This is a genomic window from Pseudomonas sp. XS1P51, from assembly GCF_054897845.1.
This window is the reverse complement of record NZ_CM142707.1, coordinates 5454355-5473106: the sequence shown is the minus strand read 5'-3', so window position 1 is coordinate 5473106 and position 18752 is coordinate 5454355. Positions and strand designations below refer to the sequence as shown.

General features: G+C 58.2%; 16 protein-coding genes and 1 pseudogene. 4 read left to right on the top strand and 13 right to left on the bottom strand.

Annotated elements, in window-relative coordinates:
- Window positions 1-21 precede the first annotated feature (21 nt).
- The 3 genes and pseudogenes from ACYZUD_RS25375 to ACYZUD_RS25365 all read right to left on the bottom strand — a co-directional run.
- Window positions 22-1386 (bottom strand): aspartate aminotransferase family protein, encoded by a 1365-nt coding sequence (locus tag ACYZUD_RS25375; protein ID WP_462020667.1) that lies wholly within the window; start codon window positions 1384-1386, stop codon window positions 22-24.
- Window positions 1387-1444: 58 nt separating this feature from the next.
- Window positions 1445-2803 (bottom strand): glutamine synthetase family protein, encoded by a 1359-nt coding sequence (locus ACYZUD_RS25370; protein ID WP_462020666.1) that lies wholly within the window; start codon window positions 2801-2803, stop codon window positions 1445-1447.
- Between the two features lie 100 nt (window positions 2804-2903).
- Window positions 2904-3212: pseudogene (locus ACYZUD_RS25365) on the bottom strand (gamma-glutamyl-gamma-aminobutyrate hydrolase family protein); the annotation flags it as partial.
- Window positions 3213-3490: 278 nt separating this feature from the next.
- Between ACYZUD_RS25365 and ACYZUD_RS25360 the strand changes: the two are divergent.
- The 3 genes from ACYZUD_RS25360 (at window position 3491) to ACYZUD_RS25350 (ending at window position 6559) form a co-directional block, all read left to right on the top strand.
- Entirely contained in the window at window positions 3491-4867 is a 1377-nt protein-coding gene (locus ACYZUD_RS25360) for a glutamine synthetase family protein (protein ID WP_458508777.1), read from the top strand.
- 208 nt (window positions 4868-5075) lie between these two features.
- Window positions 5076-5828 carry a carbonic anhydrase gene (locus tag ACYZUD_RS25355; protein WP_462020665.1) on the top strand — a complete coding sequence of 251 codons (753 nt, stop codon included), beginning with the start codon at window positions 5076-5078 and terminating at the stop codon, window positions 5826-5828.
- 92 nt (window positions 5829-5920) lie between these two features.
- On the top strand, window positions 5921-6559 hold the full coding sequence (locus tag ACYZUD_RS25350; RefSeq protein ID WP_462020664.1) for a TetR/AcrR family transcriptional regulator: 639 nt from the start codon (window positions 5921-5923) through the stop codon (window positions 6557-6559).
- A 185-nt stretch (window positions 6560-6744) separates the two neighbouring features.
- On the opposite strand, the gene ACYZUD_RS25345 is transcribed toward ACYZUD_RS25350, so the two are convergent.
- The 9 genes from ACYZUD_RS25345 to ACYZUD_RS25305 form a co-directional block, all read right to left on the bottom strand.
- A complete protein-coding gene (locus ACYZUD_RS25345) occupies window positions 6745-6960 on the bottom strand; it encodes a TOBE domain-containing protein (RefSeq protein WP_003229256.1) in 216 nt (71 codons plus the stop codon).
- Between the two features lie 30 nt (window positions 6961-6990).
- The gene (gene ssuB, locus ACYZUD_RS25340; RefSeq protein WP_462020663.1) at window positions 6991-7797 is read right to left on the bottom strand and encodes an aliphatic sulfonates ABC transporter ATP-binding protein; all 807 of its coding nucleotides are present in this window, start codon (window positions 7795-7797) and stop codon (window positions 6991-6993) included.
- On the bottom strand, window positions 7794-8576 hold the full coding sequence (ssuC, locus tag ACYZUD_RS25335; protein ID WP_462020662.1) for an aliphatic sulfonate ABC transporter permease SsuC: 783 nt from the start codon (window positions 8574-8576) through the stop codon (window positions 7794-7796). The genes ssuB and ssuC overlap by 4 nt, the downstream gene beginning before the upstream one ends.
- An 8-nt stretch (window positions 8577-8584) precedes the next feature.
- Window positions 8585-9733: an FMNH2-dependent alkanesulfonate monooxygenase gene (ssuD, locus tag ACYZUD_RS25330; protein WP_462020661.1), complete on the bottom strand. Its 1149-nt coding sequence runs from the start codon at window positions 9731-9733 to the stop codon at window positions 8585-8587.
- A 25-nt stretch (window positions 9734-9758) separates the two neighbouring features.
- Window positions 9759-10724 carry a sulfonate ABC transporter substrate-binding protein gene (locus ACYZUD_RS25325; RefSeq protein ID WP_462020660.1) on the bottom strand — a complete coding sequence of 322 codons (966 nt, stop codon included), beginning with the start codon at window positions 10722-10724 and terminating at the stop codon, window positions 9759-9761.
- Window positions 10725-10825: 101 nt separating this feature from the next.
- On the bottom strand, window positions 10826-11419 hold the full coding sequence (ssuE, locus tag ACYZUD_RS25320; RefSeq protein WP_462020659.1) for an NADPH-dependent FMN reductase: 594 nt from the start codon (window positions 11417-11419) through the stop codon (window positions 10826-10828).
- Between the two features lie 283 nt (window positions 11420-11702).
- Window positions 11703-12341, bottom strand: coding sequence for a peroxiredoxin (locus tag ACYZUD_RS25315; protein WP_462020658.1), 639 nt, complete (start codon window positions 12339-12341; stop codon window positions 11703-11705).
- A 295-nt stretch (window positions 12342-12636) separates the two neighbouring features.
- Window positions 12637-14001 carry an OprD family porin gene (locus tag ACYZUD_RS25310; RefSeq protein ID WP_462020657.1) on the bottom strand — a complete coding sequence of 455 codons (1365 nt, stop codon included), beginning with the start codon at window positions 13999-14001 and terminating at the stop codon, window positions 12637-12639.
- A gap of 459 nt (window positions 14002-14460) precedes the next feature.
- Window positions 14461-15801 (bottom strand): OprD family outer membrane porin, encoded by a 1341-nt coding sequence (locus ACYZUD_RS25305; RefSeq protein WP_462020656.1) that lies wholly within the window; start codon window positions 15799-15801, stop codon window positions 14461-14463.
- 360 nt (window positions 15802-16161) lie between these two features.
- On the opposite strand from ACYZUD_RS25305, the gene tauA reads away from it, so the two are divergent.
- The gene (gene tauA, locus ACYZUD_RS25300) at window positions 16162-17151 is read left to right on the top strand and encodes a taurine ABC transporter substrate-binding protein (RefSeq protein WP_462020655.1); all 990 of its coding nucleotides are present in this window, start codon (window positions 16162-16164) and stop codon (window positions 17149-17151) included.
- 116 nt (window positions 17152-17267) lie between these two features.
- Here tauA and argA read toward each other — a convergent pair whose 3' ends face one another.
- Window positions 17268-18566 carry an amino-acid N-acetyltransferase gene (gene argA / locus ACYZUD_RS25295; RefSeq protein WP_462020654.1) on the bottom strand — a complete coding sequence of 433 codons (1299 nt, stop codon included), beginning with the start codon at window positions 18564-18566 and terminating at the stop codon, window positions 17268-17270.
- Window positions 18567-18752 lie beyond the last annotated feature (186 nt).

Here is an 18752-nt window from a genome sequence, read left to right as displayed (position 1 = left end):
ACCCCGCTCAGAGCCTAGCACTTAGCCCCGCAACGCACTCAGAGTCAGGTCCAGACACTTGCGTGCCTTTGTTACCAACTCATCGATTTCAGCCGGTGTAATCACCAGTGGCGGAGCAATGATCATGGTGTCGCCTACGGCGCGCATGATCAGGCCGTTTTCGAAGCAGAAGGTGCGGCAGATCATGCCGACGCCCTTGCCTTCGTAACGTTTGCGCGTGGCCTTGTCCTGAACCAGTTCGATGGCCCCCAACAGACCCACCCCACGCACTTCCCCCACCAACGGGTGATCGTTCAGTTCCCGCAGACGCTTTTGCAAATAGGGTGCCGTTTCTGCATGAACGCGCTCGATAATTTTTTCTTCGCGCAGGATGCGGATGTTTTCCAGCGCCACCGCAGCGGCCACCGGGTGCCCGGAGTAGGTGAAACCGTGGTTGAAATCACCACCTTCGTTGAGCACCGCCACCACTTCGTCACGCACGATCAGGCCACCCATAGGGATGTAGCCGGAGGTCAGGCCTTTGGCGATGGTCATCATGTCGGGCTTGAGGCCGTAGAAATCGGTACCGAACCACTCACCGGTACGGCCGAAACCACAGATCACTTCGTCAGCCACGAACAAGATGTCGTACTTGGCGAGGATTTCCTTGATGCGCGGCCAGTAGGTGTCTGGCGGAATGATCACGCCACCGGCACCCTGGATCGGCTCGGCAATAAAGGCACCGACGTTGTCGACGCCGACTTCCAGAATCTTCTCTTCCAGCTGATTGGCCGCCCAGATACCGAACTCTTCCGGCGTCATGTCACCGCCTTCACCGAACCAGTAAGGCTGGGCGATGTGGACGATGCCCGGGATCGGCAAGTCGCCTTGTTCGTGCATGTACGTCATGCCACCCAGGCTCGCGCCGGCCACGGTGGAACCGTGATAACCGTTCTTGCGGCTGATGATGACTTTCTTCTTCGGCTGCCCCTTGATCGCCCAGTAGTGACGAACCATACGCAGCATGGTGTCGTTGCCTTCGGAGCCGGACCCGGTGAAGAACACGTGGTTCATGCCTTCCGGCGCGATGTCGGCGATGGCCTTGGCCAACTCAAGCACCGGCGGGTGAGCCGTCTGGAAGAACAGGTTGTAGTAAGGCAGTTCGCGCATTTGTTTGCTGGCGGCATCGGCCAGTTCATCGCGACCGTAGCCGATCGCTACACACCACAGGCCGGCCATGCCGTCGAGGATCTTGTTGCCTTCGCTGTCCCACAGGTACACGCCCTTGGCGTTGGTGATGATCCGCGGGCCTTTCTCTTTCAACTGCTTGAAGTCGCTAAAAGGGGCCAGGTGGTGATCGCTGCTCAGGGCTTGCCATTCACGGGTTTGCGGGTTGTTGCTGGTCATGCGAATTCTCCTAAGATTTCGGTGAAGGGCGCGACCAAGTGCAGTCGCGCCCGGCGTATCAGACGGCGAAGAGCAGGAATTCCCGCTCCCACGAACTGATCACGCGCTTGAAGTTTTCATGCTCGGCCCGCTTGACCGCGACGTAGCCAGTGATGAATTTTTTGCCCAGGTATTTCTCGATGGTCGCGCTGTTTTCCATGCGTTCCAGCGCGTCTTCGATGGTCAGTGGCAGGCGCAGGTTGCGGCGCTCATAGCCACGACCCACCACCGGCGCACTCGGGTTCAGGCCTTCGACCATGCCGATGTAACCGCAGAGCAGGCTCGCTGCAATCGCCAGGTACGGGTTGGCGTCGGCGCCCGGCAGGCGGTTTTCCACCCGACGGTTTTGCGGCCCGGCATCCGGAACCCGCAGGCCCACGGTGCGGTTCTCCTCGCCCCACTCCACGTTCACCGGTGCCGAGGTGTCCGGCAGGAAGCGGCGGAACGAGTTCACGTTCGGCGCGAACAGCGGCAACAGCTCGGGGATCAGTTTCTGCAAACCACCGATGTGGTGCAGGAACAGTTGGCTCATGGTCCCGTCATCATTGGAGAAGACGTTCTTGCCGGTTTCGATGTCAATGATGCTCTGGTGCAAGTGCATGGCGCTGCCCGGCTCGCCGGTCATGGGCTTGGCCATGAAGGTTGCCGCCACGTCGTGCTTGAGCGCGGCTTCGCGCATAGTGCGCTTGAACACCAGGATCTGGTCGGCCAGGGACAGGGCATCGCCATGACGGAAGTTGATTTCCATCTGTGCCGTGCCGTCCTCGTGGATCAGCGTGTCGAGGTCCAGCTCCTGCAATTCACACCAGTCGTAGACGTCTTCGAACAGCGGATCGAATTCGTTCGCCGCTTCAATGGAGAACGACTGGCGACCGATTTCAGGACGACCGGAGCGCCCGATTGGCGGTTGCAGCGGGTAATCCGGATCGTCGCTGCGCTTGGTCAGGTAGAACTCCATTTCCGGCGCCACGATGGGCTGCCAGCCCTTGTCGGAATAGAGTTTCAGAACCTTCTTGAGCACGTTGCGCGGCGATAGCTCGATCGGGTTGCCTTGCTTGTCGTAGGTGTCGTGGATCACCTGCGCGGTAGGCTCGATGGCCCAGGGCACAAGGAACACCGCGTTCTGGTCGGGGCGGCAGATCATGTCGATGTCGGCCGGGTCGAGCAGTTCGTAATAGATGTCGTCTTCGACATAGTCGCCGGTCACGGTCTGCAACAGAACGCTCTCGGGCAGGCGCATGCCTTTTTCGGCAATGAACTTGTTGGTCGGCGAAATCTTGCCCCGGGTGATCCCGGTCAAGTCGGCGATCATGCATTCGACTTCTGTGATCTTGTGGTCTTTCAACCAATCGGTGAGCTGGTCGAGGTTGTTACTCATAAATGCCTCTTAGGCTGAGTTTCCTGACTCTTATAAGTCAGGCGTTGTTTGACGCATCGGCGTCGCTTGGTACAGATTGCCACTGCAATTGCCGCGCACAAATACCCGCCCGGGCAATGGCGTGGGTCAACAACAGAGTAGTTGTGCGTGCAGAATCATGAGCAGGGCCCGACGCATTGGCCGGGCTGCCATAGTGAAACGGTTCTATATTGAGATGAGAGCCGGTAAAGAGAATGTCGTCCAGACCGTCCAGAATATCGGACGGTGCCAGTCGGGAAGGAAGAGTCGACGGCACGCCGTTGGCAACGCAAGCCTCAGCGTGAACGTACGGATCGCCACTGATGTGATTAGCATACAGACCGATCTGCGTTGAGCAGGCGGTGACGCCGATTAACGGCAGGCGAGACATGAAGCACCCCGGTATTATTGCTGTTATGGGTTTGAATCGAGCTTAGCCTTGTTCATTTTTTTACACAACACCCCCGTAAAAAATACAACACGGCCCGCTCAAGCCCGCGGGCGGCAAAGCGCTCAAAGGCATAAAAACGCCCCAAAGTGCCTCAAAAAAGCCCCACAGGCGCTTTTTTAGGGCAAAAAAGGCCTCGCTTGACTTCGGCATGCCGTTCGGGTTGACTGGAATCCGAAGAGATCAATGATTGATATTTTTAACAACAAAGGTGTTGCATCATGTCGGTACCCCCGCGTGCCGTTCAGCTTAACGAAGCGAACGCGTTCCTTAAGGAACATCCTGAGGTTCTGTACGTTGACCTTCTGATTGCGGATATGAATGGTGTGGTGCGCGGCAAGCGCATTGAACGCACCAGCCTCCACAAGGTTTACGAGAAAGGCATCAACCTGCCGGCCTCTCTATTTGCTCTGGATATCAATGGCTCGACGGTGGAAAGCACCGGCCTGGGCCTGGACATCGGCGATGCTGACCGAATCTGCTATCCAATCCCTGACACCCTGTGCAACGAGCCTTGGCAGAAGCGCCCTACCGCGCAGCTGTTAATGACCATGCACGAACTCGAAGGTGAACCTTTCTTCGCGGATCCCCGTGAAGTGCTGCGTCAAGTTGTTACCAAATTCGACGAGATGGGCCTGACCATCTGCGCCGCGTTCGAACTGGAGTTCTACCTGATCGACCAGGAGAACGTGAACGGTCGCCCGCAACCACCGCGCTCGCCGATCTCCGGCAAACGCCCGCACTCGACACAGGTCTACCTGATCGACGACCTCGACGAATACGTCGACTGCCTCCAGGACATTCTGGAAGGTGCGAAAGAGCAAGGCATCCCGGCCGACGCGATCGTCAAGGAAAGTGCCCCGGCGCAGTTCGAAGTGAACCTGCACCACGTGGCCGACCCGATCAAGGCCTGCGACTACGCGGTCCTGCTCAAGCGCCTGATCAAGAACATCGCCTACGACCATGAGATGGACACCACCTTCATGGCCAAGCCGTATCCGGGCCAGGCGGGCAACGGTCTGCACGTCCACATCTCGATTCTTGATAAAGATGGCAAAAACATTTTTGCCAGCGAGGATCCCGAGCAGAACGCCGCACTGCGTCACGCGATCGGCGGTGTGCTCGAGACCCTACCGGCGCAGATGGCTTTCCTCTGCCCGAACGTCAACTCCTACCGTCGTTTCGGCGCACAGTTCTACGTGCCGAACGCCCCGTGCTGGGGTCTGGACAACCGGACTGTTGCGGTGCGTGTGCCGACCGGTTCCGCCGACGCGGTCCGTCTGGAACACCGCGTTGCCGGCGCCGATGCCAACCCGTATCTGCTGATGGCTTCGGTCCTGGCAGGCGTGCATCACGGTCTGACCAACAAGATCGAGCCGGGCGCGCCCGTGGAAGGCAACTCCTACGAGCAGAACGAGCAAAGCCTGCCAAACAACCTGCGCGATGCATTGCGCGAGCTGGACGACAGCGAAGTCATGGCCAAGTACATCGATCCGAAATACATCGATATCTTCGTTGCCTGTAAAGAGAGCGAGCTGGAGGAGTTCGAACACTCCATCTCCGACCTCGAGTACAACTGGTACCTGCATACCGTGTAAGCGGTTGCAGCAAATGAAACGCCGCTGGCCTTACCGCTTGCGGCGTTTTTTTTGTACTCGCCATTTGTTGCGAGCCCCCTACCACCGACTAGGAACGATCTTACGGAAACGGCAGATGCAACCTACATAGATAACAAAGCCGCAAACACACACTCAGGAATGCCGGGATTTGTCCGGTATTCCTACCAGAGTGTTGAGAGCGACGACCATGAAAAAACAACTACTTGGCGCAGCCATTACCATGATCATTTCCGGTTTGTGCGCAACAGCTTGGGCAACTACAGGACAACCCGCTGCCTGGAGCTATAACGCGCCCACCGGCCCGGAAAACTGGAGCGAATTGAACAGCGAATATGAACTCTGCTCGTCCGGCAAAGCGCAGTCGCCAATCGATATTCGCGACGCGCTCAAGGTTGAACTTACGCCACTGGCTTTCACATATCAGCCGAGCACCGTTGCAGTCCTGAACAATGGTCATACCGTCCAGGTATCGGCAGCAGACGCTGGCAGTATCACCCTGGCCTCTGGCGACTACACGTTCGTGCAAATGCACTTCCATACGCCTGGCGAAGAAAAAATAAAGGGTCGTACCTACCCTCTAAACGCACATCTGGTTCACCGCAACACGGGGGGCGAACTCGCGGTGGTTGCACTGCTGTTTGAAGAGGGTGCACACAACCCGGTGCTGGAGCCGATCCTGGCAGCCATGCCCAAGGAAGCGGGCGGCGTAGCGACCCTGGATACGTTAAACGTTGCCGATCTTTTGCCTACAACCCGTAGCTACTACTCCTACACGGGATCTCTGACAACTCCACCGTGTGCCGAAGGCGTGCGCTGGCATGTGCTTTCCACAGTGGTGCAACTATCCCCAGCACAACTACAGGCTTTCCAGGCGTTGTACCCGATGAACGCACGCCCGATTCAACCCTTGAATGGTCGTAGCATACAAGTCGGCGGTTAAACGGCCCAGACAGGCAACTTGGGCCGCAGTCTCCGTACAGACAATGTGCAAGGCGCCTCGTACAATGCCCGCGGCCCTTGCAGGAGACTCCAATGACGCGCCCCGCCCCTATTCGCAAACCCCGCGCCCGCAGCCAGGCCCGGATCGATTCGATACTCGATGCCGCCCGCACGCTGCTGGCGGCTGAGGGTGTGGCCAGCCTGTCGATCTACAGCGTCGCCGAACGCGCCGAGATTCCGCCCTCCTCCGTCTACCACTTCTTCGCCAGCGTCCCGGCGCTGCTGGAAGCCCTGACGGCCGACGTCCACGCCGCGTTCCGCGCCTGCCTGCAAGCGCCCATCGACCACGACGCTCTCAGCGGTTGGCGCGACCTGTCGCGCCTGGTGGAGCAACGCATGCTCGACATCTACGGCGAAGATGCCGCCGCCCGGCAGCTGATCCTTGCCCAACACGGCCTGACCGAAGTCACCCAGGCCGATCGTCAGCACGACATCGAACTGGGCGACCTGATGCACAAGCTCTTCGACCACCACTTCGAACTGCCGAAGCTGCCAACCGACGTCGATGTGTTTGCGCTGGCCATGGAGCTTGGCGATCGCGTCTATGCGCGCTCGGTGCAACAACACGGGCAGATCACCCCGCGCATGGCGGAAGAAGGGATGCGGGTGTTTGATGCCTATCTGGGCCTGTATCTACCGCCGTATTTGCACAAACGAGTTATTCCAATCTGATTTCTTTGTAGGCTTCTCGGGCCTCATCGCGAGCAGGCTCGCTCCCACATTTGATCTATGTCGATCACACGATCAATGTGGGAGCGAGCCTGCTCGCGATGGCCGCGCCGCCGAACTCATTTATTCACACGCATAAAAAACCCCGAAGGGTTCAAACCCTTCGGGGTTGGGTGCAGTGCACGCGCTTACAACTTGGCGATCGACACCTCGGTGGATTTCACAAACGCGATCACTTCGCTGCCAACCACCAGTTCCAGCTCTTTCACCGAGCGAGTGGTGATCACCGACGTCACGATGCCGGAAGCGGTCTGTACGTCGATTTCCGACAGCACGTCACCCAGCACGATTTCCTTGATCGAGCCTTTGAACTGGTTGCGAACGTTGATGGCTTTGATAGTCATGATGTTGATTCCCGTCGTTGGAGGTTTGAGTTATTGAGCCCAACGCAATTGCGTAGGCAATGGTGAAACAGGTTCCGGTTCCGGCGGCTCGCCGGGGAGCGACAGCACGCGGTTGAGGACTTCGGTCTCCAGCGCCGCCAGCCGATGGGAGCCACGAACCCGAGGGCGCGGCAGTTCCACGTGCAGGTCCAGGCCGACTTCGCCCTCCTCGATCAGGATTACCCGATCGGCAATCGCCACCGCTTCGCTGACGTCGTGGGTTACCAGCAACACAGTAAAACCGTGCTTCTGCCAGAGCCGCTCGATCAGTTGCTGCATTTCAATTCGGGTCAGTGCGTCCAGTGCGCCCAGCGGTTCGTCCAGCAACAACAAGCGCGGTTGGTGGATCAGCGCGCGGGCCAGGGCCACGCGTTGCTTCTGCCCACCGGACAAGGCCGCTGGCCACTCGTTGGCGCGATCCGCCAGGCCAACCGATTCCAACGCTTCCAGCGCTTGCGCACGCCAGTTGCCCTTGAGCCCGAGGCCGACGTTGTCGATGACCTTTTTCCAGGGCAGCAGACGCGCTTCCTGAAACATCAGCCGGGTGTCTTCCCGTGCCTCGCTCAGCGGCGCGGCACCGGCGAGCAATTCACCGCCCGTGGGTTTGTCGAGACCGGCGAGCAGTCGCAGCAATGTACTTTTGCCGCACCCGCTGCGTCCGACCACCGCAACGAACTGGCCCGCGGGAATGTGCAGATCGACTTCACGCAGGACCTGCCGCGAACCAAAGGTTTTTTGCAGCTTGCGCACCACCAGCGGAATACCGCGTAGCAGGCGTGGAGGTTGTTGAGCGGTCATGCGGCACCTCCTTTGGCAACCTGATAGGCCGGGTGCCAGCGCAGCCACACACGTTCAAGTCCACGGGCCGCGAGGTCGGCGAGTTTGCCGAGCACTGCGTACATCAGGATCGCCAGCACCACCACGTCGGTCTGCAAAAACTCCCGGGCATTCATCGCCAGGTAGCCGATGCCGGAACTGGCCGAGATCGTTTCAGCGACGATCAACGTCAGCCACATAAAGCCCAGTGCGAAGCGCACACCCACCAGAATCGAAGGCAGCGCACCCGGCAGAATCACCTGACGGAACAGGCTGAAACCGGACAAGCCATAACTGCGGGCCATCTCTACCAGCGCCGGGTCGACGTTGCGAATGCCGTGGTACGTGTTGAGGTAGATCGGGAACAACGTGCCCAATGCCACCAGAAAAATCTTCGCCGACTCATCGATGCCGAACCACAAAATCACCAGCGGGATAAGCGCCAGGTGCGGCACGTTACGGATCATCTGCACCGAACTGTCGAGCAGGCGTTCGCCCCACTTCGACAGGCCGGTGATGAAGCCCAGGGTCAGGCCGATACCGCCGCCGATGGTGAAACCCAGTGCTGCACGCCAGCCGCTGATCGCCAGGTGAGTCCAGATTTCGCCACTGCGCACCAGGCTCACGCCGGCTTCGATGACGGCGATGGGTGCCGGCAGAATCCGCGTCGACAACCAGCCCGCCGACACCGACAACTGCCACACCACCACCAGCAAAACCGGCAACGCCCAGGGCGCCAGGTTGTGGATAATTCTCTTCATGGCGCGCCTCAGCTCTGGGACGCGGCTTTGGGTAGAATGTCGTTGGCAACCATCTCACCAAAAGGGCTGACGTAATTGGCGCCTTGCGGCAGCGGCGGACGCTCGATGTCCAGGTGCGGGAACAACAACTCGGCAACGCGGTACGACTCTTCCAGATGTGGATAACCGGAGAAGATGAACGTATCGATGCCCAGGTCCGCGTATTCCTTCACGCGGGCAGCCACCGTCGGACCGTCACCGACCAACGCCGTACCGGCACCGCCGCGCACCAGGCCAACACCGGCCCACAGGTTGGGGCTGACTTCCAGGTTGTCGCGACTGCCGCCGTGCAATGCCGCCATGCGTTGCTGGCCGACGGAATCGAAGCGCGCCAGAGAAGCCTGGGCACGAGCGATGGTGTCGTCGTCGAGGTGAGAGATCAGTCGATCCGCCGCTTGCCAGGCCTCGGCATTGGTTTCGCGAACGATCACGTGCAAACGAATGCCGAAGCGCACGGTGCGACCGAGCTTCGCGGCTTTGGCGCGCACTTGTTCAATCTTCTCGGCAACGGCTGCAGGGGGTTCGCCCCAGGTCAGGACCATTTCCACTTGTTCAGCGGCCAGATCCTGCGCCGCCTCCGAAGAGCCGCCGAAGTACAGCGGCGGACGCGGTTGCTGAATCGGTGGATAGAGCAGTTTGGCGCCCTTCACGCTGATGTGCTGACCGTCGTAATCAACGGTTTCGCCTTCCAGCACGCGGCGCCAGATGCGGGTGAATTCCACCGAGGCTTGATAGCGTTCTTCGTGAGTCAGGAACAAACCGTCACCGGCCAATTCTTCCGGATCACCACCGGTCACCAGGTTGAACAGCGCACGACCGCCGGACAACCGATCCAGCGTTGCCGCCTGACGCGCTGCCACCGTCGGGGAAATGATCCCGGGGCGCAGGGCGACAAGAAACTTCAACCGCTGGGTCACGGGGATCAGCGACGCCGCCACCAGCCACGAGTCTTCGCAAGAGCGACCGGTAGGAATAAGCACCCCGCCGAAACCCAGGCGATCCGCCGCTTGTGCGATTTGCTGCAGGTAACCATGGTCGACGGCGCGAGCGCCTTCGGCGGTGCCAAGGTAATGGCCGTCACCGTGGGTAGGCAGGAACCAGAAGATATTGAGGCTCATGGAGTGGTCTCCTTAGGGAATCGAATTACTGCGCTTTGGCAACGGCTGCCGGTGGCGTCCAGATCACGTCTTTGATGCTCAGCTGTTTCGGAATCAGCTTGAGCTGATAGAAGCTGTCGGCGATTTTCTGCTGCGCAGCGACCACGTCAGGGGTCAGGAACAGCGCGCCGTAGCCCTGGCGTTTCACCGAAGTCAGGGTGATGTCCGCCGGCAGGCCGAGCAGTGGCGAAACCTGTTTGGTCACGTCTTCAGGATTGGCTTTGGACCATTCGCCGACTGCACGCACTTCTTCCACGAGGGTCTTGATCACCTCGGGATTTTTCTGTGCATAGGGTTTGGTTGCCAAATAGAACTGATGGTTGTCGACGATGCCCTGGCCATCGCGCAGGGTGCGCGCTTGCAGTTGCTGTTCGGCGGCAGCCTGGTACGGATCCCAGATCACCCAGGCATCGACACTGCCACGCTCGAACGCAGCGCGGGCATCGGCAGGCGGCAGGAATACGGTCTGGATGTCGGTGTATTTGAGGCCAGCGTCTTCCAGCGCACGAACCAGCAGGTAGTGCACGTTGGAGCCTTTGTTGAGCACGACTTTCTTGCCCTTGAGCTCCTTCACCGATTTGATCGGCGAGTCCTTCGGCACCAGGATCGCTTCGCTATGCGGCGCTGGCGGCTCGTAGGCGACGTAAAGCAGATCGGCGCCGGCTGCTTGAGCGAATACCGGTGGGGTTTCGCCAGTCACGCCGAAGTCGATGGAGCCGACGTTCAGGCCTTCAAGCAGTTGCGGGCCGCCGGGGAATTCAGTCCATTGAACGTCCACACCTTGGGCGGCGAGGCGTTTTTCGAGTGTGCCTTTGGCTTTGAGCAGCACCAAAGTGCCGTACTTTTGATAACCGATCCGAAGGGTTTCGGCTTGGGCTTGAGTAATGGCGCCGAAGGACACAGCCGCAGCAAACAGAGCGACCAGACCACGACGCAAAATGACAGTGCGCATAGCGCTCTCCTTTTTGCAGTTGGGTTTTGGCTGCACCTGCTTGGCCGTTGGCGGCTGAGTAAGGTGAGTACTTCAAATTCAGGTGTGGCTTAAGTGCTGGCTTAAATGCTCCAGCGAGCACTCAACAAACGTTCGTTCAACAGGTTCGGATCGATCGGCCTGGGCCGTCGGGCCATGGCGCTGAAAAACAGTTCCAGCGATTCACTCAATCGTTGTTCCAGCTCGGGTGCCAACTGCGCCTGGGCGCTGCCTTCGCCGTAAGCGATCTGGCTGTCTACGGCGAAAATCCCGTGGAGCATTTCCTGGGCCTTCAACGCTGACAGCACCGGCTTGAGCGCGTAATCCACCGCGAGCATGTGGGCGATGCTGCCGCCGGTTGCCATTGGCAACACCACCTTGTGGGCCAGGGCGCGTTCGGGCAGCAAGTCCAGCACGGTCTTCAGCGCGCCGGAGAACGACGCCTTGTAGACCGGCGTGGCGATCAGCAGGCCATCGGCGTTTTCAATCTGTTGCAGCAGGTCAATCACCTTCGGGCTGTCGAAGCGTGCGTGCAGCAGGTCTTCAGCCGGGAAGTCCCGTATCTGATAACTCACCACTTCCACACCTTGATCTTGCAACCAGCGTTGGGAGTGCTCCAGCAGCACCCCGGAACGGGAGCGTTGGCTGGGACTGCCACCGAGTGAGACGACCAGCATTCAGACGATTCCTTGAACGGTGTTGGCGATTCGCGGTTTGCGATCTCGCTTTGGTGGAGAGACCTTAACAGGTGATTTATATATCCATAAATCATATTTATTCATTTGGTTATGCATTTTAGAGCTATATGAAGTCACTTCCTCCAGGCAAAAAAAACAGGCCATCGAAACGGCCTGAAATCCCCTGCTTTATGGATACGTCGAAAAGATCGCAGCCTGCGGCAGCTCCTACATGGATCGACGTACACCCGTAGGAGCTGCCGAAGGCTGCGATCTTTTGATTTTAACGATTAGGTTGTGGCGTCAGGCGCAGGTACGGCTTCACTGCGCGATAACCCTTGGGAAAACGTTTCTTGATTTCTTCTTCGTCCTTGAGCGACGGCACGATCACCACGTCTTCACCGTCCTGCCAGTTGGCCGGGGTGGCCACTTTGTAGTTGTCGGTGAGTTGCAGCGAGTCGATCACCCGCAGGATTTCATGGAAGTTACGGCCAGTGCTCGCCGGGTAGGTGATGGTCAGCCGTACCTTTTTGTTCGGGTCGATCACGAACAGCGAACGCACGGTCAAGGTGTCATTGGCATTGGGGTGGATCAGGTCATAGAGGTCCGAAACCTTGCGATCGGCGTCGGCCAGAATCGGGAAATTGACGATCGTGTTCTGGGTTTCGTTGATGTCCTCGATCCACTTGTGGTGCGAGTCCACCGGGTCCACGGACAAGGCAATGGCCTTGACTCCGCGCTGGGCGAATTCATCCTTGAGCTTGGCGGTAAAGCCCAGTTCAGTGGTGCACACCGGCGTGAAGTCCGCCGGATGGGAAAACAGCACGCCCCAGCTATCGCCCAGCCATTCGTGGAAACGGAGGGGGCCGGCGCTGGAATCCTGTTCAAAGTCGGGGGCGATATCGCCAAGTCTGAGGCTCATGGTGCTGCTCCTGGTGAGTGCTTGTTGAGCTCAACTGTGCCTGTATTTTTTATCTGTTAAAAAGAATAAATATCGATTTATTTAGATCTAAAGTGAATATTAAAAATCTGTTCACTGGACCTCGACAACCATCGGGACGACTATCGCTCACAAGGTTCGAGAAGGCCTTGAGTTGCTGCAAAAGAGGGGAAATTTCGAGGCGGGATTACGGGGGTGACCCCGCCTTGAAAACGCAAAAGCCCCGCCCGGCGTGATGCCGGGCGGGGCTTTTTTTACTTCAGTTACGCGAGCGCTATTACAACAGCGGGATCGAGTAGCTGAGGATCAGGCGGTTTTCGTCCTGGTCGCGTTGACCCGGGATGTCGGTTCGCCACGAAGCGTTTTTCCACATGAAGCCCACGTTTTTCAGCGGGCCTTCCGGTACGACGTAGCCGACAGTCAGATCGCGTTCCCATTCAGAGCGACCGTTGCCCGCTGGCGTGGTGCCGTTGCGGACGGTGTCTACATTGTCACCACGCAGGTAAACCAAACCGGCGGTCAGGCCAGGCAGGCCGACTTTGGCGAAGTCATACGAGTAGCGAGCTTGCCAGGTACGCTCGCCAGCACGGCCGAACTTCTGGATCTGCATGTCGGTGATGGTGTAGTTCGACGAACCGTCGCCCTGGTTCAGCCAAGGGAAGTCGCTGCTGCCGTTGCTGACCTGATAGCCGCCACCGAAGGTGTGACCGGCAACGGAGTACAGGAACAAGCCGCTGTACAGGTTGTTGTCGACTTTACCGCGACCGGCAGTGAAACCCTGATAGTTGCCGGAGCTGTAATACAGCGGATCGTGACCGTTAGCACCGTCATCGGAGCTGTTGAAGTAACGCAAATCGGACTTCAGTACGCCCGGGCCGATTGCCCAGTTGTGAACCAGACCCAGGAAGTGTTGCTTGTAGAAGTCTTCCAAGTTGCCGTAGTAGTACTGGGCAGTCAGGTCTTTGGTGATTTTGTAGTCACCACCGGCGTAGATGAACTTGTTGCTGTCGCGACCATTTGCGGTACGGCCGTTAGCGCCACCGATCGACAGTTGCTCGTTGTTGCTCGAGTTACGACCTTTCACTGCTTCGATCTGACCTCCGACAAGCGTCAGGTCCTTGATCTCGCCGGAAGTGATCTGGCCACCCTGCCAGGTTTGTGGCAGCAGACGACCGTCGTTGGTCACGATCACCGGGTTTTTCGGCTGCAGGGTGCCGAGCTTCAGTTCAGTCTGGGAGATCTTGGCTTTGGCCGTCAGACCCAGGCTGGAGAAGTTATCAACGGCTTCGCCATTGGATTTGCTTGGGAAAACCGTGCCGCCATAGGAACCGTAGTTGGTCGCAGTGGCTGCGGTGGCGCCATTGGTACCGCCACCCGAATCCAGACGCACGCCCAGCAGCCCAATCGCATCAATACCGAAGCCGACAGTGCCCTGAGTGTAACCGGAGATGAAACGCAGATCGAAGCCTTGGCCCCATTCTTCGTTGCGGCTTGGATCGGCAGTACCGTTGCGGTTATCCGAGTTGATATAGAAGTTACGCAGCCCCAGTGTAGCCTTGCTGTCTTCGATGAAACCGGCGGCGCCTGCCTGCTGCGCCAAAACCCCTACGGCCATAGCCAGGGCCAAGGTGGACTTGTTCATTGTTTCGCTCCTATCGTTTTTTAATTCTTTGTGCTTCTGGTCCAGAGTCGAATGCCCCGGATCCTTGAACGCGCGGTTAGCGCCCAACCGTGATTCACAGGTCAACCTGACCTTGTGCGTTTACAGCCGAGGTCTGCCCCCACTGATTTGGGCGCGCATGGTAAACCTAAAAAGATTTATTTCATTCTTTTTCATGCCATTAAGGAATATACCTTCGTGTTATTCCTCTGCGTCTGGACACTGGGTATCGGCACGTAAACCAATTCCTGAAGCGTCTAAATCGCGGGTATTGAGTTGGGTTCAGGTTCCTCGTGCTGCTGCGAGGAGCGCCTGAGGCACACTTTAAGCGCTTGGAATAAAAGCTAAAAAGAATAAAAAATTACGTATAGCGATATTTTTGGAATATCAAAAAAAACCCGAAAAAAAGCCCCGCCATCAGGCGGGGCTTTTTGCCAGTACTTACAAGAACTGGTAGGTGTAGTTGAAGATCAGACGGGTCTGGTCTTGAGCCGCGATGTTGGTGTCGCCACGGTAAGTACCAGTACGCAGAGTCGTACCGAACCCTTTAAGCGCGCCGGTTTGAATCACGTAATCCACACGCAGGTCGCGTTCCCACTCGGTCTGGTCTTTACCAACACCGTTGGTAGCCTTGATGTCCGTACCGCGCAGGTACGAAACCGACGCCTTCAGGCCCGGTGCGCCGAGCGAAGCGAAGTCATAGGTGTATTGACCGAACGTAGTGTTCTCACCTGCACGAACGAAACCGTTGATCACGCTATCGGTGAACAGATAGAAGCTCGGGCCGCCATTGCCTTCGTTTCGACCCCGGCCATCAACCACACTGCCTTGGTTCAGGTAAACGAAACCGCCGTCATCACTGACACGCTGATGGCCAACCAGGAAGGCGTTGGCACCCAGGGTATAGGTGAACATCGCACTCCAGGTGGTGTTGTCGACTTCACCCAGAGTTTTGGCGTAGCCGCCGTTGTTGTTGAACATGTAGCCGGTCGTGCCGTTCTTGCCGTCAGAGCTGCTGTCGAAATAACGCAGGTCCGTCTTGAAGGACTGGCCCTCAGTGATCGGCAGAACATGTATCAGACCGAAGAAGTTCTGTTTGTAGTAGTCCTGCAGCTCGGAGTGGTAAGCCTGCAGCGTCAGGTCCTTGGTGGCCTTCCAGTCAACACCGCCAAAACGGAACTGGTTGCTGTCCTGGGTGCCGCCGTTAACGGCCAGACCGGTACTGTTGCTCGTTGCGCGACCGGCAGAGTGCTCGAGTTGACCGGCAACAAAGGTAAAGTTATCGATTTCCTTGGAAGTGACGATGCCACCATCGTAGGTCGCCGGCAGGACGCGGCTGTCGTTCGCCACCAGAATTGGAAGTTGCGGTGCCAGGGCACTGCCCAGCCGCAATTCAGTCTTGGAGAGGCGCACCTTGACGTTCCCGCCTACACGGCTCCACGAACTGACTGCCGAACCGTCGGTGTCACTCGGGTAGAAGCTGTTGTTGTCAGGGTGGTGACCTTTGCCGCCGTCAAGGTGAATACCGACCAACGCCTGCAGGTCGATACCAAAACCGACAACACCCTGTGTGTAACCCGAGAGGTAGTCGAATCGCAGACCTTCGGCGGATTCTTCTTGATCGTTTGCAGTGCCTTCGCGGGTATCAGCTCTGTAGTAAAAGGTACGTGAGCTGACGGAAGCCTTGCTGTCTTCGATGAAACCGGCGGCGCCTGCCTGCTGCGCCAAAACCCCTACGGCCACGGCCAGGGCCAGGGCCAGGGCCAAGGTGGACTTGTTCATTGTTTTGCTCCTCTCGTTTCTAATTCTTGTATTCCTGGCCCGAGATCAATCGCCTCGGATCCTAAGATGCGCGATTAGCGCCAGACAGTGACCCACAAGTCAATCGTAACTTTGTATGTCTACGACCATGGTCTAATCCCCGTTGATTTGGTCCCTGCAGGCCCATGTTTTCGCCATAAACCTAAAAAGAATTAGTCGATTCTTTTTTCATACCTTTTAGGAATTAAGCTCATTTTCTTGTCTACCGCGGAATAGAGCGGCCCACACATAAGCTAATTCCTAAATAGTATTTATTAGCTATTTTTTAGATCGATTAGCTTTGTCGAAACTCGTAAATAATCTCCATCGAGAGGCGGTTTCATGACGACCAAGCGCGCACTATCCGGCCCATTTGTTACAGTTTGTGTATCGCTCGCCATTTCCTTTACCGCCCATGCCGCAACCCTCACCGTGGGTTATCAAACCGGCATCGACCCCAGCAAAGTCCCCCAGGCCGATGGACTGTACGAGAAAACCATTGGCCAGAAAATTGACTGGCGTCGTTTCAATAGCGGCCCGGAAGTGGTTACAGCGATTGCCTCCGGCGACGTGCAGATCGGCAACCTCGGCTCAAGCCCGCTGGCAGCGGCCGCCTCGCGCAATTTGCCGATCGTCGCGTTTATCGTTTCTGCCCAGATCAACGCCGCCGAAGCCTTGGTGGTGCGCAACGGCAGTGGCATCAATAAACCGGAAGATCTGATCGGCAAGACCATCGCCACGCCGTTCGTTTCCACCTCTCATTACAGCTTGCTCGGCGCCCTGAAACACTGGGGCCTGGACGCCTCGAAAGTCAAAGTGGTGAACCTGCAACCGGCGGAAATCGCCGCAGCCTGGAAGCGTGGCGACATTGATGGCGCGTTTGTCTGGTCACCCGCCCTGGGAGAAATTCGCAAGACTGGCAAGACCTTGACCGACGCCGCACAGGTCGGCCAATGGGGAGCCCCGACCTTCGAGGTCTGGGTTGCGCGCAAGGATTACGCCGAAAAGCATCCGGAGGTTGTGGCCAAGTTCGCCAAGGTGACCCTGGACTCGTTCGCCGACTATGCCGCCCATAAAGACAGCTGGACCGCCGATTCGGTACCGGTCCAGAAAATCGCCAAATTGACCGGTGCCAATGCCGCCGATGTGCCGGAGTTGCTGGCCGGTTCCACCTTCCCGGACGCCAAGGCTCAACAGTCCACCGCGCTGTTGGACGGCGGCACGGCCAAGGCGATTGGCGAGACGGCGAAGTTCTTGAAGGAGCAAGGGAAGGTGGAGACGGTGCTGTCGGATTATTCGCCGTATGTCAGCGCGAAGTTCGTGCAGGAGTAACGCAATATCCGTGTAGGAGCTGCCGCAGGCTGCGATCTTTTGACTTTTTGGCATCTCTCTATTGCCGGAAGATCAAAAGATCGCAGCCTGCGGCAGCTCCTACAGGGGCACCTTGATTATAGGGCTTTTTCGAAGATCTTCGAGTTTCGCTGATAGTTGTACAGCGACGCCCGGGCCGACGGCAGGCGCTCAACACTGCTCGGCACAAAACCCCGCTCACGGAACCAGTGAGCGGTCCGGGTGGTGAGGACGAACAAGGTTTTCAACCCCTGAGCCCGCGCGCGGGTTTCGATCCGCTCCAGCAGTTCATCCCCACGACCGCCATGGCGGTACTCCGGGTTCACCGCCAGACACGCCAACTCCCCCGCATCCGAATCGGCAATCTGATACAACGCCGCACAGGCGATGATCATGCCTTCGCGTTCAACCACGCTGAATTGCTCGATCTCACGCTCCAGCACCTCGCGGGAACGACGCACCAGAATCCCCTGCTCTTCCAACGGACTGATCAAATCCAGCAAACCACCGACATCTTCGATGGCGGCTTCGCGCACAATTTCGAATTGCTCCTGGGCCACCAGCGTACCGCCGCCGTCCCGGGTAAAGAGTTCGGTCAACAGCGCGCCGTTTTCGGCATAGCTGACGATATGACTGCGCGCCACGCCACCACGGCAGGCCTCGGCCGCCGCATCCAGCAGCTCAGCTTGATAGTTGCTGCCCAGACGCTGCAAATGCGCCGGCACTTGTTGCGGACGCAGTTCGCGAACCAGACGGCCGTTTTCATCGATCAAACCCGGATCCGCACCGAACAGCAGCAGTTTGTCCGCCCCAAGGTCGATGGCCGCGCGGGTGGCGACGTCTTCGCAGGCCAGGTTGAAAATCTCACCGGTCGGCGAGTAACCCAGCGGCGACAGCAGCACGATCGAGCGCTCGTCCAGCAGGCGATTGATGCCCTTGCGGTCGACCCGGCGCACTTCGCCGGTGTGGTGATAGTCGACGCCCTCCAGCACACCGATCGGGCGCGCCGTCACCAGGTTGCCGCTGGCTACGCGCAGGCGCGAGCCCTGCATCGGTGACGAGGCCATGTCCATGGACAACCGCGCTTCGATGGCGATGCGCAGTTGGCCAACCGCATCGATCACACACTCAAGGGTCGCCGCATCGGTGATGCGCATCCCGTGGTGGTAATGCGGGGTCAGGCCGCGCGCAGCCAGGCGGGTTTCAATTTGCGGACGGGAACCGTGAACCAGCACCAGTCGCACGCCAAGGCTGTGCAACAGCACCAGGTCGTGGACGATATTGCCGAAGTTTGGGTGTTCCACGCCGTCGCCGGGCAGCATGACGACGAAGGTGCAGTCCCGGTGGGCGTTGATGTAAGGCGAAGCGTGACGAAGCCAATTGACGTATTCGGGCATGAACCTGGGCCTGTAATAAATAGCAGCCAAAAAATGGGCGAAACAGTAAATACACAACGGGCTGATGGTTATCGTCGGAACAGGCTTGGCGACACGCGCGCTCTCCTCATGAATACGGGTTGGGACACCGGCAATTTACAAGGCTTGCCAGTCAAAGCACAGACCTTGTGGAAGCGAGCCTGCTCG